The organism is Pseudomonas sp. GM80 (genome assembly GCF_000282515.1).
Lineage (GTDB): Bacteria > Pseudomonadota > Gammaproteobacteria > Pseudomonadales > Pseudomonadaceae > Aquipseudomonas.
In genome coordinates this window covers 1-16,461 of sequence record NZ_AKJD01000062.1, presented here as the reverse complement: position 1 = coordinate 16,461, position 16,461 = coordinate 1, and the positions used below count along the sequence as shown (strand labels likewise).

General features: G+C 59.4%; 13 protein-coding genes. 2 read left to right on the top strand and 11 right to left on the bottom strand.

Annotated features, from left to right (window positions below; all coding sequences use genetic code 11):
- Positions 1-132 precede the first annotated feature (132 nt).
- Both PMI37_RS10040 and PMI37_RS10035 read left to right on the top strand, forming a co-directional pair.
- Complete coding sequence (locus PMI37_RS10040) at positions 133-843, top strand: histidine phosphatase family protein (protein ID WP_008080461.1); 711 nt, start codon at positions 133-135, stop codon at positions 841-843.
- Between the two features lie 64 nt (positions 844-907).
- The gene (locus PMI37_RS10035) at positions 908-1,225 is read left to right on the top strand and encodes an SCP2 sterol-binding domain-containing protein (RefSeq protein WP_007912567.1); all 318 of its coding nucleotides are present in this window, start codon (positions 908-910) and stop codon (positions 1,223-1,225) included.
- 59 nt (positions 1,226-1,284) lie between these two features.
- Here the strand turns inward: PMI37_RS10035 and PMI37_RS10030 are convergent, their stop codons facing one another.
- From PMI37_RS10030 to PMI37_RS09980, 11 genes are all read right to left on the bottom strand, one after another.
- Positions 1,285-1,785 (bottom strand): hypothetical protein, encoded by a 501-nt coding sequence (locus PMI37_RS10030; RefSeq protein ID WP_008080460.1) that lies wholly within the window; start codon positions 1,783-1,785, stop codon positions 1,285-1,287.
- Positions 1,786-1,877: 92 nt separating this feature from the next.
- Positions 1,878-2,918: a hypothetical protein gene (locus PMI37_RS10025; RefSeq protein ID WP_008080459.1), complete on the bottom strand. Its 1,041-nt coding sequence runs from the start codon at positions 2,916-2,918 to the stop codon at positions 1,878-1,880.
- 12 nt (positions 2,919-2,930) lie between these two features.
- Positions 2,931-3,458: a PAAR domain-containing protein gene (locus PMI37_RS10020; protein ID WP_008080458.1), complete on the bottom strand. Its 528-nt coding sequence runs from the start codon at positions 3,456-3,458 to the stop codon at positions 2,931-2,933.
- Between the two features lie 43 nt (positions 3,459-3,501).
- Positions 3,502-5,121 (bottom strand): ABC transporter ATP-binding protein, encoded by a 1,620-nt coding sequence (locus tag PMI37_RS10015; protein ID WP_045123091.1) that lies wholly within the window; start codon positions 5,119-5,121, stop codon positions 3,502-3,504.
- A 1-nt stretch (position 5,122) separates the two neighbouring features.
- Positions 5,123-6,145, bottom strand: a complete 1,023-nt coding sequence (locus PMI37_RS10010; protein WP_008080456.1) for an ABC transporter permease — start codon at positions 6,143-6,145, stop codon at positions 5,123-5,125.
- Positions 6,145-7,209 carry a microcin C ABC transporter permease YejB gene (locus PMI37_RS10005; RefSeq protein ID WP_008080455.1) on the bottom strand — a complete coding sequence of 355 codons (1,065 nt, stop codon included), beginning with the start codon at positions 7,207-7,209 and terminating at the stop codon, positions 6,145-6,147. The genes PMI37_RS10010 and PMI37_RS10005 overlap by 1 nt, the downstream gene beginning before the upstream one ends.
- A complete protein-coding gene (locus PMI37_RS10000) occupies positions 7,196-9,037 on the bottom strand; it encodes an extracellular solute-binding protein (protein WP_008080454.1) in 1,842 nt (613 codons plus the stop codon). The genes PMI37_RS10005 and PMI37_RS10000 overlap by 14 nt, the downstream gene beginning before the upstream one ends.
- A 304-nt stretch (positions 9,038-9,341) precedes the next feature.
- The gene (locus tag PMI37_RS09995) at positions 9,342-11,996 is read right to left on the bottom strand and encodes a TonB-dependent receptor (RefSeq protein ID WP_008080453.1); all 2,655 of its coding nucleotides are present in this window, start codon (positions 11,994-11,996) and stop codon (positions 9,342-9,344) included.
- Between the two features lie 118 nt (positions 11,997-12,114).
- On the bottom strand, positions 12,115-12,618 hold the full coding sequence (locus PMI37_RS09990; RefSeq protein WP_008080452.1) for an RES family NAD+ phosphorylase: 504 nt from the start codon (positions 12,616-12,618) through the stop codon (positions 12,115-12,117).
- A complete protein-coding gene (locus PMI37_RS09985) occupies positions 12,615-13,091 on the bottom strand; it encodes an antitoxin Xre/MbcA/ParS toxin-binding domain-containing protein (RefSeq protein WP_081500502.1) in 477 nt (158 codons plus the stop codon). Before PMI37_RS09985 ends, PMI37_RS09990 begins: the two co-directional genes overlap by 4 nt.
- 271 nt (positions 13,092-13,362) lie before the next feature.
- A complete protein-coding gene (locus PMI37_RS09980; RefSeq protein ID WP_008080450.1) occupies positions 13,363-16,284 on the bottom strand; it encodes a TonB-dependent receptor in 2,922 nt (973 codons plus the stop codon).
- Between the last annotated feature and the right edge of the window lie 177 nt (positions 16,285-16,461).

Here is a 16,461-nt window from a genome sequence, read left to right as displayed (position 1 = left end):
TCGGCCAGCCGTGAAACCTCTGGCAACACGCCTGTAACGGGCATTTCAAACAAGCGTATGTTTTTTCATTGACAGCTACCCATCATCCTCATAACCTCGCCACAACCTTCAACGTACCGGGATGACGCGGACGTGGGCAGCATCTACTTGATTCGACATGGCCAGGCCTCTTTTGGTGCAGACGACTATGACGTCCTGTCGCCGACCGGTGTGCGCCAGGCAGAAATCCTCGGTCAGCACCTGGCTGAACTGGGGCTCAGCTTCGATCGCTGCATTGCCGGCGACTTGCGTCGTCAGCAGCACACAGCCACCAGCGCACTTGAGCAGTTCAGCGCCAAAGGCCTGAAAGTGCCGACGCTGGAGACTGATTCCGCATTCAATGAATTCGATGCCGACGCGGTGATCCGCGCCCTGCTCCCGGCGATGCTGGAAGACGAACCGGAAGCCCTCGACATCCTGCGCAACGCCGCACAGAACCGTGCCGAGTTCCAGCGTATTTTCGCCCTGATCATCGAGCGCTGGCTGGCCGGCACTTACGACACGCCAGGGCTGGAAAGCTGGCTGGGCTTCGTTGAACGGGTCCAGGCCGGATTGCATCGAATCCTTGAACAGGCTGAAAAAAACCAGAAGATCGCAGTCTTTACCTCTGGCGGCACCATCACCGCCCTGCTCCACCTCATTACGCAGATGCCTGCCAGACAGGCCTTTGAATTGAACTGGCAAATCGTCAACACCTCGCTCAACCAGCTGAAGTTCCGCGGTCGCGAGGTGGCTTTGGCCTCCTTTAACAGTCATGCACATCTGCAGCTGTTGAAGGCTCCGGAACTCATCACTTTTCGTTGAGTCCGGTTAGCTGTGAACCTTGCTGTAATCAACCAGCGCCTACTATCCAAGAAAGGATCGAACCATGACCTCCGTAGCCGATGCCGTAAAAGCAATGCAAGCCAAGTTCAACCCAGCCGCTGCTGCCGGTCTGGATCTGGTCTTCGGTTTCAACATCACCGACGAAGACAAGCAGTACTCGCTGATCGTCAAAGATGGCACCTGCGATATCCAGGAAGGTGAAAACCCGGACGCCAACTGCACACTGGTGCTGGACAGCGAAACCCTGAAAGGTATCGTCAGCGGCGAAACCGACGGCATGCAGGCTTTCATGGGCGGCAAACTGCGCGTTGAAGGCGACATGATGCTGTCGATGAAATTGTCCGAGCTGTTCCCGTCGTAAGACTGCGGTCCGCTTGAAAAACAAATCCCGCCTTGATGGCGGGATTTGTCGTTTCTGGGTTAAGGGTTGCCGGCGGCGTCCAGCTCCTTGAAGATCTGAACATATTGCGCATCGGCTTCTTGATCCGCAGACACCCGCCTTGCACTGTTTTTGTCTATCAGTTCACCGGTCTGCGCGTCTCGACTGAAGGTGATGACAAACCGCTCCTGCCCCAAATTCAAGAACAGGTTATAGAGATCAACCGGCTTGTCCGGCTTGTCGAACTTGCTGGCCCAGTACTTGACGCGTCCTGTCAGAATCGGCGGATCATTGATCAGGGAGTCGGTATTGACCTCGGGAAAATCATACTCAAGCGCCACGCCAGCGATAGCGACCAGGTCATCATTCATGTTCGCGACAATGGGCAGAGGTTTACTGCGCAACATGGTTTCTGTACTGGCTTCGGCCGGAGTGCCCATCAGGCGCCTTTTGTACATTCCGCTGCTGAACCAGCGAGTGGCGTCGAAACGATTGTCGTCTGGACTCCAGATGCCGTAATACATCATTACTTTCGAGGACATGTCGTCTTCCTTGCCAACAAGATATAGACCCAGCAAAACCGCGATGGCCAATAGGCCAGCCGCACAAACTGTGGTTTTTTTAAGGGTTAGCGTCATTTGGCTGGCTTGTATTCGCACAATTTTTTCGGAACGCCGTCCGGCGTATTACCCGATCGCACACCATGGACAGCACCTTCAGCGTCCAGGGGATAACCCAGTGTATCGTTGTAGTGCTCTCTGCCTTGAGCCTGTTTCAATAGCGCGGCATCTTTCTCGCTCAACGTTTTGGTGGGCTGGACAGGTGGACTCTCATTCGGCAACTGAGCGTCAGGATTTTTGCTGGCGGCGCGATGGGCCGTCAGCCGACGCTGGTAATCACTGAGACTTTTGCGGTAAGCACGGCTCGCAGCCTTGTCGGCTTCCTGTTTGGCCGGCGCCTTATCCACCGCCGCGCGATCTTCATCGGTGCCATAGGTCTGATCGTACAAACTTCGCCGCGGAAACGCCCACACGGTTGCGCCCGTCGCGTCAGCCATGATTTGGGCAAGACTGAGTTCAAAGTGCGGGTCTTCATTTTCCGCCACTTTCAGGTTTGCGTTGATACCCAATCCGGTACGGCAGGCATACGAGTAAATCTTCGCGCCATAGGCGAACGCATCAGGAGTAAACATGCGAGCCTGGGCATCGCGCAGTCGGTAACTGTCGCGCTTATCCAGTTCGTATCCCAATTCGATGCTCCCCACCACACCATGAGAAAAGAAATCCATTTGCTTGATTTCTCGACCCCTGCGCTTTCGCGTGGCGACGAAATCAACCAACTGCGAAATGGAGTCGTACTCGCGATACTCGGCACCGTAACGCTCGGTCACGATTTTTTTGACCTCCGCCAACAGCTTCGGGTCGTACTCATCCTTGAAGATCAGAAATGCCCTTTGAATCGAGTAACTCGGCGTGGACGGCGGATAACTTCTGATCTGACGAATTCCCTGATTTATGAAGTTCATCATGTTGCCGCGCTGACCACGCATGTTGGCGATAAAGCCGAGGTAAGAGGCGCCCACGACTGTCACATAGTCCTGCGCCAGTGTGCCCTTCACCTGCGTCGTCGCGTGTTGATCGCTGGTCTCGCCCTGTTTCTTTTCCGGTGTCGCCACGTTGAACCTTCCTTAGTAAGCGATGCCCAGTGCATCCAGATGAGCGGCGGCTTCCTTGCCCCATTGCACGACAATGGAGGTGGGATCGGCGGTGAATACCCGCGCGGCGTTACCATGGTTGTCGGTATGGCCGACGAGGCGCTGGCCGTCACCGGTTTCGATGCAAAAGAGCATGTCGGGAATGGCTTCGCCGGTGGTTTCATCGACCAGTTGGAAACGTTCGCTGTGCGCGGGCACGGTGATGATCGGGGTAAATGGCGCAGAGCCGACGGCAGTGCCGACGAAGACGTCACCGGAGCCGGTGATGATCACACCGCCATGCGCGGTGGCGCTGCCAAGAAAGGCAATGGGTTTGCCATTGATCAGGATGTTGCCGATGCCTTCGGTGACCGAGTCGCCGCAAGCCGTGGTATCGCCAACACGCAGCACGGGCATGCCGTTGATGTTCACGTCGGGTGAACCGCTGTTGCTTGCATTGGTACCGTGACCGGTCACCGGGCAGGCATTGAGATCACTGAGTCGAGCGGCAGGTTTTGCCATCATCTACTTCCTTGTATTGGCCAGGACGCGGAATGTACCGGATCTACACGACGGATAAAAGTCTGTCGGTATGTGTCACAGGCAAAACCGCTGTGGCAAACGATGCCGCCAATAGCTCCTGCGTATAAGGATGCCGCGCCCCCGCAAACAGTTGATCCGTCTGACCACGCTCCACCACCTGGCCCTCCTTCATCACGATCAGGTCATGCGCCAGCGCTCGCACCACCGCCAGATCGTGGCTGATGAACAGGTAAGTCAGGCCATGTTCTTGCTGCAAACGCCGCAACAAAGCCACGATCTGCTTTTGCACCGTGCGATCCAGTGCCGACGTCGGTTCATCCAGCAGGATCAAGTCGGGCTTGAGCACCAGCGCCCGGGCAATGGCGATGCGTTGCCGCTGACCACCGGAGAACTCGTGGGGATAGCGATGGCGGGTGGCCGGATCGAGGCCGACTTCACGCAGCACATCGATCACCGCCCTCTCACGCTCGCCGGCGTTCAAATCGCTGTGCACCTGTAAACCTTCAGCAATGATCTGCTCCACGCACAGGCGCGGACTGAGGCTGCCGAACGGATCCTGAAACACCACTTGCAGGCGTTTGCGCAGTGGCCTGAGTTGCTTGCCGCTCAAGTGCTCCAGCGCCTCGCCCTGAAAGCGAATGCTGCCCTGGGCATCCAGCAAACGCAGAATGGCCTGGCCCAATGTCGACTTGCCTGAACCAGACTCGCCAACAATCCCCAGGGTTTTGCCGCGCTGAAGATTCAAATCAATACCATTGACCGCATGCAACCAGGACTTCGCGCGCAACCAACCGCCGCCCAAACGAAAGCGCACATGGAGGTCACGCACCTCCAGCAAATTCTCAGCGGGCTCCCGGCACAACGCCTCACCACCGGGCTCGGCGTTGAGCAACTCAATGCTGTAAGGATGCTGCGGCGCGCTGAACAACTGGTCACAGGGCGCCTGCTCGACGATCAATCCGCCACGCATGACTGCCACGCGCTGAGCGATATTGCGCACCAGGTTCAGATCATGACTGATGATCAACAGCGCCATGCCCAGCCGCTCCTGCAGTTCTTTGAGCAGCAACAAAATCTTGCGTTGCACGGTCACGTCCAGCGCCGTGGTCGGCTCATCGGCGATCAGCAACTGCGGCTCGCAGGCGAGCGCCATGGCAATCATCACCCGTTGGCGCTGACCGCCCGAGAGTTGATGCGGATAGGCCTTGAGCCGTTCGCGCGGGCGTTGAATGCCCACCAGTTCGAGCAACTGCACAATGCGCTGACGCGCCGCCGCCCCGGCCAGCCCCTTGTGCAGCGCCAGGCTTTCGCCCAGTTGCCGCTCAATCGTGTGCAAAGGGTTCAGTGAACTCATCGGCTCCTGAAAAATCATCGCAATGCGGTTGCCACGCAATTGCCGCAAGTAGCGCTCATGCACGCCAAGCAACTCCTCGCCGGCATAGCGGATGCTGCCGTCAATCTGCGTGATGGCCGGGTCAAGCAATTGCAGAATGCTGTGGGCCGTCACCGATTTACCCGAGCCGGACTCACCAACCAGCGCCAGACATTCGCCGGGGCGGATATCGAGGTCGATGCCGTGCACCACTGGCTGGCCATTGAAAGCGACGCGCAGGTCGCGTATTTCGATCAGATGTTCAGGCATATCAAGTCCTCGGATCAAACGCATCGCGGCAGGCCTCGCCGATGAATACCAGCAATGAAAGGATCAGCGCCAAGGCAAAGAACGCGGTCAGACCGAGCCACGGCGCTTGCAGATTACTTTTGCCCTGGCCGATCAACTCGCCCAGCGAAGCGCTGCCGGCCGGCATGCCAAACCCGAGAAAATCCAGCGCCGACAAGGTCGCGATCGCCCCGGTGAGGATGAACGGCAGATAAGTCAGTGTTGCGCTCATGGCATTGGGCAGAATGTGCCGGACGATCACTTGCGCATCGCCAACGCCCAATGCCCGTGCGGCTTTCACATATTCCAGGCCACGACTGCGCAAGAATTCCGCGCGGACGACGTCAACCAGACTCAGCCAGGAAAACAGCGCCATGATCCCCAGCAGCCACCAGAAATTCGGCTCGACAAACCCGGACAGAATGATCAGCAGGTACAACACCGGCAGCCCCGACCACACCTCCAGCACGCGCTGACCGATCAGGTCGACCCAGCCGCCGTAGTAGCCCTGCAATGCCCCGGCGGCGATACCGATCAGCGCACTCGCCGCCGTCAGCGCCAGGGCAAACAGCAGCGATACGCGTGTGCCGAAAATCACCCGCGCCAGCACGTCCCGCGCCTGATCATCGGTGCCCAGCCAGTTGGCGCCACTGGGCGGACTCGGCGCAGGCTCCGTCAGGTCGTAATTGACCGTGTCGAACGCAAACGGAATCGGCGCAAACCACATCCGTCCGCCCTGCCCTTCGATCAATTGCCGCACCTGCGCGCTGCGATAGTCCGGTTGAAAAGGCAGCTCGCCGCCGAAATCCTGCTCGGTGTAGCGCTTGAACGCCGGAAAGTACCAGTCGCCCTGATACGTCACCAACAGCGGTTTGTCATTGGCCACCAGCTCACCACCGAGGCTCAGGCCGAACAGCGCGAGAAACAGCCACAACGACCACCAGCCACGCCGATGCGCCTTGAAGCGCGCCCAGCGGCGCTGGCCGATTGGAGTTAACGTCAGCATCAGGCAGCCCTCGCGGTGAAGTCGATTCGCGGGTCGACCAGCGTGTAACAGAGGTCGCCGAGCAGTTTTATCAATAGGCCGAACAACGTGAAGATGAACAGTGAACCGAACACCACCGGGTAATCGCGCGCCACCGCCGCTTCGTAACTGAGCCGACCGAGGCCATCGAGGGAAAAGATCACTTCGATCAACAGCGAACCGCCGAAGAACACCGTCACCAACGCTTGCGGCAAACCGGCGACGACCAGCAGCATCGCGTTGCGAAACACATGGCCGTACAACACTTGCCGTTGACTCAGCCCTTTGGCGCGCGCGGTCACCACGTACAGGCGCGAGATCTCGTTGAGAAAGCTGTTCTTGGTGAGGATCGTCAAGGTGGCAAAACCGCCGATCACCAACGCCGTCACCGGCAAGACCAAGTGCCAGAAATAGTCGGCGACCTTGCTCCACGGGGTCAGCTCGGCGAAATTCTCGGACACCAGCCCGCGCACCGGAAACCAGTCCAGCGCCGTGCCGCCAGCGAACACCACGATCAGCAGCAGCGCGAACAGAAATCCCGGCAACGCATAACCGACGATGATCGCCACGCTGCTCCAGACATCGAACGCCGAGCCGTTGTGCACCGCTTTGCGAATACCCAGCGGTATCGACACCAGATAGGTGATCAGTGTCGCCCACAGGCCCAGCGACAAGGTGACCGGCAGCTTCTGCCAGATCAGTTCAGTGACGCTGGCACCGCGAAAGAAACTCTGACCGAAATCCAGTTGCGCATAGCTTTTTAGCATCAGCCACAAGCGCTCGCTGGCGGGTTTGTCGAAGCCGTACTGACGCTCGATGTCGGCCACCAGTTTCGGGTCCAGCCCTCGTGTCGCGCGGGATTCACCACCCACCGTTTCGACATGGCTGGAGCCCACGGCCGCGCCGACGCCAATGCCTTGCAAGCGTGCGATGGCCTGCTCTACCGGGCCACCGGGCGCGGCCTGGACGATGACGAAGTTGACCAGCAGAATCGCCAACAAGGTCGGCACGATCAACAGCAGACGCCGCAGGCTATAACCCCACATGGCTGTACTCCTTTTGCATCTGAGTCGAAGTCAGTGCGGTCGGGCTGATTTCCCACCAGCTGTCGAGACCGGCGTCGTACAGCGGCGCAATGGCCGGACGACCGAAGCGGTTCCACCAGACCGTGGAAATCCCCGGCGGGTAATAATTCGGAACCCAGTAGTAACCCCACTGCAGCACGCGATCCAGGGCGTGCGCGTGACGCAGCAGACTCTCGCGATTGTCGGCCTGCACCAGCCCTTCGAGCAGTGCATCGACGGCCGGATCGCGCAGTACCATGTAATTGTTCGAGCCGGGATCATCGGCGCCATCGGAACCGAAGTAATTGAACAGCTCGCGCCCCGGTGCCTGGCTCACCGGGTAACCGGCGACGATCATGTCGTAGTCGCGATTGCGCACGCGGTTGGTGTATTGCGCGGTGTCGACCTGGCGAATATCGAAGCCGATGCCGATCTGTGCGAGGTTGCGCTTGAACGGCAGCAATAGCCGTTCGAAACCCTTCTGGCCATTGAGAAAGGTGAAGTGCAGTGGCTCGCCATTGGCGTTCACCAACTGATCGCCGCGCGGTTTCCAGCCAGCGGCTTCGAGCAACTTCAGCGCCTGTAATTGCTCGGCGCGAATGTTGCCGCTGCCATCCGTTTTCGGCGCCTGGAACACCTGAGTGAAGACCTCGTCGGGAATCCTGCCGCGCCAGGGTTCGAGGATTTTCAGTTCTTCGGCGTCCGGCAGTTCACGGGCCGCCAGTGCGCTGTGGGAGAAGTAGCTGTGCTGACGCAGGTACATGCCGCGCATCATCTGCCGGTTAGTCCATTCGAAATCCCAGAGCATGGCGATTGCCTGGCGCACGCGGCGATCCTGAAACGGCGGTTTCTGCAGGTTGAACACAAAACCCTGCGCACCTTGAGCGGCGCCGGGTGCGAGATGTTCACGAAGTAATCTGCCTTGCTCCAGCGCGGCCCCGGCATAGCCGATGGTGTAGCTGGTGGCGGAGAACTCGCGGTTGTAATCGAAGCCGCCGGCCTTGAGCACTTGCCGCGACACGTCGGTGTCGGCGAAGAACTCCACGCTCAATTGATCGAAGTTGTAGAGCCCACGGGTGATTGGCAGATCCTTGGCCCACCAGTCCTGCACCCGTTGGAATTTCACGCTGCGCCCGGCATCGACGGCGCTGATCCGATACGGGCCGCTGCCCGGCGGAATTTCGAAACCGCCGCCCTCGGCGAAATCACGTGTCCGCCACCAATGTTCGGGCAGCACCGGTAGTGTCGCCAGATCCAGCGGCAAGGTGCGGCTGTCGTTGTTCTTGAAGATGAAGCGCACTTGCGTCGGCGACTCCACAACAACCTCGGCGACATCGCGAAACTGCTGACGGTATTTGAGGCTGCCCTGCGTGATGAAGAGGTTAAAGGTGTAGCGCACATCTTCAGCGGTGATCGGCGTGCCGTCGTCGAAACGCGCATTGGGGTTGAGATAAAAACGCAACCAGCGGCGGTCGCTGTCCAGCTCCATCTGCTGCGCCACCAGACCGTAGACGCTGTAGGGCTCGTCTTTGCTGCGATAGGCCAGCGGCGCGTAGAGCCAGCCATCAACATCGGCCACCCCGGTGCCTTTGTCGGTGTAGGGAATCAGGTGATCGAACGGGCCGCTTTCCAGCGAGGAGCGACGCAAGCTTCCGCCCTTCGGCGCATTGGGGTTGGCGTAGGCCAGATGCTGAAAATCAGCGGCGTACTTGGGCGCTTCGCCGTAGACCGTGAGTGCCGGTTGCGGCGCCGCCCAACTGAGCGGGGTTAAAAGCACGAAAGCGCTGAACACAATAAGCCTGGAGAACATGGGCAGATCCCTTTTACAGGTTGCTGCTACTGGCCTCATCGCTGGCAAGCCAGCTCCCACAGGGTCGGTATTCCATGTGGGAGCTGGGTTGCCAGCGATGGGGCCAGAACAGTCAACACACCTTCTGCCTACCTGTGATGTGCAACAGGCCGGCCATGTTTATAGGGCAGGCTTTAGATCAATAACTGACTAAAATCCGCACCAACTGCTAAAACCTGTTCTGTAGAAGCTGCCGGAGGCTGCGATCTTTTGCCGTTGGAAAATCAACAGATCGCAGCCTGCGGCAGCTCCTACAGGGGCTTATTCAGAATTTGTAGGCGACCCGCGTGTACAGCGTCCGCCCAAACGGATCGCCATATTTCGGGTCGTAACCACTCTGGAACGTGTAGGTCTGGTTGCTGAACGGTGGCTCGCGGTCGAACAGGTTTTTCGCGCCGAGGGTCACGCTGAGGGTTTTGCGCCAGGTGTAGGTACCGGCCAGATCCCAAACGTTGTACGAGCCGACGTAGTCATGGGTGTCGCGGTCGGAGTCGTGGTAACCGCTGGTGTAGCGGTTGGTCAGCGCTACGCCGTACGCGCCGTAATTCCAGCTGCCGGTCAGGCTGTGCCGCCAGCGTGCCACCGCGCCGGCCGAGGCAAAGTCGCCGCCCCGGAAGTCGCCGAGCTTGTCGATGTAGTCGCCCTTCTGTTGCTGCTGGTAGTCATATCGGGTGACGTAAGTGCCTTGCAGGCCGATACCGAAATTGCCGTACGGGGTGCTCGGCAAGCGGTAGTCGAAGCTGACATCGACGCCGTTGGTCTTGATCTTGCCGAGGTTGGCCAGGCCCGTGACGATATGGTCGATGGAGCCATCAGGCTTGCGGATCAGCCGTTCCGGGTACAACTCCGGGTTCTCGAACACAGCCGATTCCGGGAACTCGGCAATCTGGTTGGCAATGTCGATCCACCAGAAATCGAGGCCCGTGGTCAGGCGTTCGAACGGTTGATAGACAAAACCGAGGGTGACGTTACGCGCGGTTTCCGGGCTCAGGTCGGTGTTGCCACCGGTGCTGCGGTTGAACTGTTGTGCGCAGTCACGGTTGGCGATGCCGCCGTTGCTCGGATTACCACCGGCGCACAAACGCGGATCGTTGTAGTTGGCATTGGTGAAGGTCGTGAAGTTCGGGTTGTACAGTTCATACAGTGACGGCGCGCGGAAGCCTTCACTGTAGGCGCCACGCACCACCAGTTCCTTGAACGGCTGGAAGCGGAACGAGTATTTAGGATTAGTGGTGCTGCCAAAATCGCTGTACTTGTCGTGGCGCACCGCAGCGGACAATTCCAGGCTGTCGAGCACCGGCACATTGACCTCGGCGTATTCCGCCGAGACGCTGCGATCCCCGGCGACACTGCCGTTAGGATCAACGCCGAGGCTCTGTACGTCGCCGGCAAACTGCGCAAAGTCCTGATGGAAATCTTCCTTGCGATACTCGCCTCCCAGCGCCAGCGCCGAAGGGCCGGCACCGAACCAGTCGCCGATCTCGCGGCTGATGCGACCGTCGATCGCCTTCACGCGCCCTACCGCTGTGGCGTAGTCACCGTCGACCGCGTTGGCCGCCAACAGCGCAGAACCAGCCGCCGTCTGTGGACCGAAAGGGTTGATCACGCCGTTGGCAATGCCGTCACTGACCGCTCGGTCGTTGACGTAGCCGGCCTCAATGCTGTTGACCACTTTGTTTTGGTTGTACGAGGCGCCGAGGTTGTAATCCCAACCGGCGAGCGTGCCATCGAAACTCAACAGCAGACGCTGACTGGTGTTGTCATCTTCATGCTGGCGTGCGCCAACGGCGGTTTCACGCCAGTTCACATCCACCGGTTGTGTCGGATCAAGGGCAAAACCGTTCGGCCCGGGCGTGATGCCGTTGCCGGGATAGAACGCAGTACCAGGATTGACCTGATTGCCCATCAAGGTGCCAGGGCCGATCTGTGTGCGGTTTTCGTTACGCGCCCAGAAGTATTCGAGGCTGACGTTGTGATCGTCCGAGAGCTTGCCGGTGGCTTTGGCGAACGCCGAGGTCTTCTCGGTTTCCGGCACCAGATCAAGATAATTCCACAGGCTTTGACGGCAGATACCGTTGCGCGACAGCAGCCCCGGTGCGTTGCACCCGGAACCAGCCAATGGATTAGTCGCGTTGCGGCCCTGGCTCCAGTTGGCGGGCGACGCAGTCCCGGAGGTGTAATCGAGGCCGCGACCGGGCTGGTAGTTGTAGGTGTAATCGCGGTCATCGGCGGCCAGTCGTTGCTGTTTGTCGTAACTGACCACGCCGAAGACGTTGAAGCGGTCATCCTGCAAATCGCCGAAGCCCCAACTACCGCTGACATTGCGACTTTCGCCGCCGCCCGAATGCGTCGGCGTGTCGTAATTGGTGCTGATCTGGCCTTCGGTGAGGCTGGTCTTGGTGATGAAGTTGATCACCCCGCCGATCGCGTCGGTGCCATACAACGCCGAAGCACCATCGCGCAGCACCTCAACGCGGTCGATGGCAGCGAATGGAATGGTGTTGAGGTCGACACCGGAGCCATTGATCGCATTGGTGGCGTTGTTGCTCAGACGCCGGCCGTTGAGCAGCACCAGCGTCTTGTTAGCGCCGATGCCGCGCAAGTCCGCATAAGCCGCACCGCCGCTGCTCGACCCGACCGAACGCCCGGAACCGACCGAAGACTGGTTGGCAGAAATGCGGCTGACCAGCTCCTCCGTGGTCGAAACGCCCTGCTCGCGCAACTCTTCGACGCGCAGAATGGTCACTGGCACTGCCGTTTCGGCATCGACCCGGCGGATCGCCGTACCCGTGACTTCGACGCGTTGCAGCTGGGTGGTCGGTTCGGTTGCTGTGCTGTCGGCGGCAATGGCTGGCAGCGTGTTGATTGCCAGCAGCAAGGCCAGGCTCAAAGGTGATTTGACGGGTGAAAACTGAATCATGAACAGCCATCCCTGCGTTTTGGTTTATGCAGGGATGTGCGATGAAGAATAAGGATTTATAGAGGGCGGTTTAGACCGTTGGGTGATGAGGTTATGCACAAAATGCCGTGCGTCCGTATCAAGCCAATGTCACCTCCCTCAACAACCGGGTATCCAGGCCAAACCGCTCCTGGGAGACCATCCTGAATTGCCCCTCTGCCAGGTCGCAGCTCACCAGCAGATTCCACGAGTGGCGGGTTGCCGCCGAGGGAATCAGGAGAAATGGATGCTCATCCAGTAAAGCGTCGGCAAACCGCTGTTGATTGGGAGACGGCCACGCGGGACTCAACCAGTAAGGATTCGGTACCTCTTCGGGCTGAACGACTTTGACCCGTGCATCGCGGATGACCTCAAAGCACGTCAACACATAGGGCTCTCTGTCCAGTGCATCAAAACTATTATTGGCTGCTACCTCCAGAATGGCCGAGGACGGGTCGACAGATGCATAGACGACTCGCCGGCCAGGCGCATTCCATCGACCGCCCTTCAGTTTTGAACCCATCCCGCTGTCCCACGTCTCTCCGTAGGCCTCCTGATCCAGGCGCCAGCCATACCAGTGCCCTTCCCAGGGCAAGGGATTCATGGGTAACCCCCGTACAGGAGCTGACACAAGTATTGCTCGACCATCTGGAAACCCAGTGGGTGGCGGGTCAGTTCCAACGGTACGTAGCCGTTAAGGTAAGGGGTGGGTTTTTGCATCCATATCTCCGCCTGTGACAGCCCCCCGAACGCCCGAGTGGCCATCTCCAGCACCAGCGCATATTGGTAGGCGACGACACTCTGCTGCGAGTCAAGCCGTATCGATTTGCCTTCCTTCAACAACCGCTGCACGGTTCTGACAGACCTGCCGGTGATGCGTTTGACCATGTCTTCGCGCAGGTACATTTCAGAAGTTGAAAGCATGTTGACGACGTCGCTCAGCTCAAAGCCCTGGTCGGTAAGGCGGACAATCAGCATGGCATCGTCACCGAGGTCCTGGCCATGCACGAGCAAATCGACAGGCTTGCCCGCGACCTTCTTTAGCCCCGTCAGCCGGGGCGTTTTTGGCGTGGGCATTGCGACATCCTCCATGGGGCATCTGGCGCGATCGTCGATCCAGAAGTTACGCAGGGAATAAGCAGGCGTTTCATGCTCGATGTGTGGGGTACGCATAATCGATCCTTTATCTGGGAACCTGAGCGTTCAAGCCGCTCAGCGACTTCAATGTCAGGTCCGATGCTATAGATCGCGCTTCCGACGACCAACCTGAAAAAGTCGTCGGAAAAATCCCCGATAACGCACAAGCGGCTCCAGTTTCCGTAGGACGTATACGACGTACTTGCCCTGTTTAACTGCCGAAGTGATAACTCATATCCAGCCACCACTGCCGGCCGTAAGGGTCGTAGTTACCGGTCGGGTAATACGGCCAGCCCGCCGATTCATCGTGTTTGACCTGATTGAGCAGGTTGTTCACGGTCAGGCCGACGCTGGCCCGGTCATTCAATTTGTAACGCGCACTGGCGTTGAACACTGTCCAGGGCGACAGACGCCCGTCACCGGCGCCGTTGGTGACCGAACCGTAACGAATGCCCATCAGCGTGGCCGTGGCGTTCTGGTAATCCCAGGTCAGGCTCGCGTTGACCTTGCTGCGCCAATCGTAATTGGTGCGCGAGGTGCGCCAGTCCTGGGTCGGTGCGTCGTCGGACTCCTTGTAATAATGCGAAAGCACCAAGGTATAGCCCAGCGCCGAGCTGAACGCGCCGTACTGCCCCGCGCCCCAGCGAATGTTGCTCTTGAAATCGAGGCCGCTGACCCGTTCGCTGGCGGCGTTGATCGCATTGACCCGCACGCGTTGTAACTGATTGGGATCAATGGCGGCGTTGCCGGCGTTACGATCAATGCGCGCCAGCGTCGATTGGCAATTGGCCGAGTTGATGTCCTGGCTGCCGTTGCGGCATTCATTCTCTTCTTGCAGCAAGCGGTTTTCGTCAACGGTGGTCAGCAGGTCATCGATCTCGACGCGCCAGAAGTCAGTGGAAAAATCGAAGTTGCGCGACGGCGACCAGACAAAACCGTAGGTCCACGACTTGCCCCGTTCCGACTCCAGATTCGCCGTGCCGCTTTGCGTGTAATCGACCCGCCCGCGATCACAGGCGCCCTCCACGCCCTGGCTGCAACCGTAATAGTCGATCTGCGCCGGGTAGTAGCCGTTGCTGTCGGACTGGTAGATGTAATTGAGGTCCGGCGCGCGGAAACTGGTGCCGTAACTGCCGCGCAGCAACAGGCTGGTCACCGGGCGCCATTCCAGACCGAGGTTGTAGGTTTTCTGCTGTTCGGTGCGACCGCTGAACTTGTATTGATCCCAGCGCCCCGCCGCAGTGGCCAGCACGGTGTCGGTGACCGGGATGCTGAACTCGCCGCCCGCCGCGTAACGCTTGCGCGAGCCGCCGGAGCTTTGTGCCGGGCTCACGCCGTAAAAGGTGCCGTCGTTGAGGCCGTCGTCCGGGTCCACGCGATATTCCTGTTTACCCGCTTCCAGCACACCGGCGAACCCTACCGGCCCTGCCGGCAAATCAAACAGATCGCCATTGACCGACGCGTTGTAACTGGTCGACACCGATTTGCTGCTTTGGGTCAGGTTGCCGCGAAATTGCTGCCACTCCTGCGGCGTCAATGGCCGGTCGAGGCGCGAAGCGTCCGGAGCGAACACCGGATAGCCGCCGCTGACACCCAACTGCGGGCCGAGGTAGAAGTCCTGAATCGACGACAGCGGCGTGTAACGCGTGGTGCGGACGCTGCGATACTCGGAACGGTTGGCCGCCAGATCATAGTTCCAGCCGGTGTCGGCAATCTTGTCGGAAAGGCCAAGGGTGCCGGTCCACGAGGTGTCGCGCCACTTGCTGTTGTTACTGGTACGGCCGCCGATTTCCTCTTTACCGAAACGACGATACCAGCGCTCCAGATTGCCGCTGTTCTGGTTGACGAAGTCCGGGGAGGTGAAGGTCGGGCCGCGGGTGTTGTTCTGAATGTGATCGAGGCCATACATCAAGTCCGCGAAGACCTGACCGCTGTCGCTGAAGTGCCAGGTGCCGCGCGTGTAACCGTCGTAGTTTTCCTTCTGGGTCTGCACCGTCCAGTAATCGTTGTACATCTGGTCGGTGCGGCAGCGACCGCCGTTGTTGAACAGTTTGTTGTCGAACGTGCCTTGGTAGGCGCCGCAGCCCGGCCCCAGATAACGGCTGTTGCTCAGGTCGCGACGGTAACCGACATCGGCCAGCGGGCCGCTCTGCATGAAGCCGCGATCATCGGCCCAGATCGGATCGCGGTTGGTCAGTTCAAGCCCGAACAAACCATCGAAGTCGCCCCAGCTGCCGCCGCCACTGATCTGCAAGCGCTGGTTGTCGCCACCGCCGCGCTCGCTGGTGCCACCCTTGAGGTTGACGTCGACGCCGTTGATCTTGTCTTTGAGGATGATGTTGACCACCCCGGCAATCGCGTCCGAGCCGTAAATCGCCGACGCGCCGCTGCTGAGGATTTCGATGCGTTCGATGACCGCCGACGGAATGTTCGCCAGGTTGGTGAAGTTGACCTTGCCATCGTAGGGCGTCGGATAATCGGCGACGCGACGGCCATTGATCAGCACCAGCGTGTGGTTGGGCCCGAGACCGCGCAGGTTCAGCGCGCTGGCCGCCGGCTGCCAGGTATTGCCGTAGTCTTCGCCCTGAGTCATGCCGGTGTTTTGAGTCTGGGTGGCCAAGGCGTCGTAGACGTTTTTGTAGCCGCGCGCTTCCATTTCTTCGTGGGTGATGACGTTGACTGGCGTCGCTCCATCGCTCTGCGCACGGGCGATGCGCGAGCCAGTCACGGTGACTTTTTCCATGCGGTAATCGGCGCTGCTGGCCGGCGTCACGGCGCTGACTTTTGCCGGCGCGACAGCCGCCACATCGCCTTCGCGAACACTCAAGCCCTGAGCGCTTTGCTCGACTTGCAGGCCGCTGCCAAGCAGCGCTTTTTCCACGGCCTGACGCCCGCCTAATGCACCGCGCACCGCCGCACTGCGTTTGCCTTGCACCAGGTCCTGGCTGAAGGAGATCGGTACGCCGGTCTGCCGCGAGATGTCCAGCAGCACCTCATCGAGCGGGCCGCTGGCAATGTCGAAGGTGAACACCGCCGCTGCGGGCGACTGCGCCAACGCAGTCAATGGTCCCATGCCCAGCGCCAAAGCGGCGGCGAGGGTCAGTCGAGGTAATTGTTGTTTGAATGAGTACATCGAGGGGCTTCCCTGTTGAAGGCGTCTGCAGGGAATGAGCAGTGAACCGGCGCTTTTTATAGAGCATCGATTAGGCCAAGAAGTCATATCCCTATAACCAGAATCCCCCCCTGTAGGAGCTGCCGCAGGCTGCGATCTTTTGATCTTGTTGTTCAAGGATCAAGATCAACAGATCGC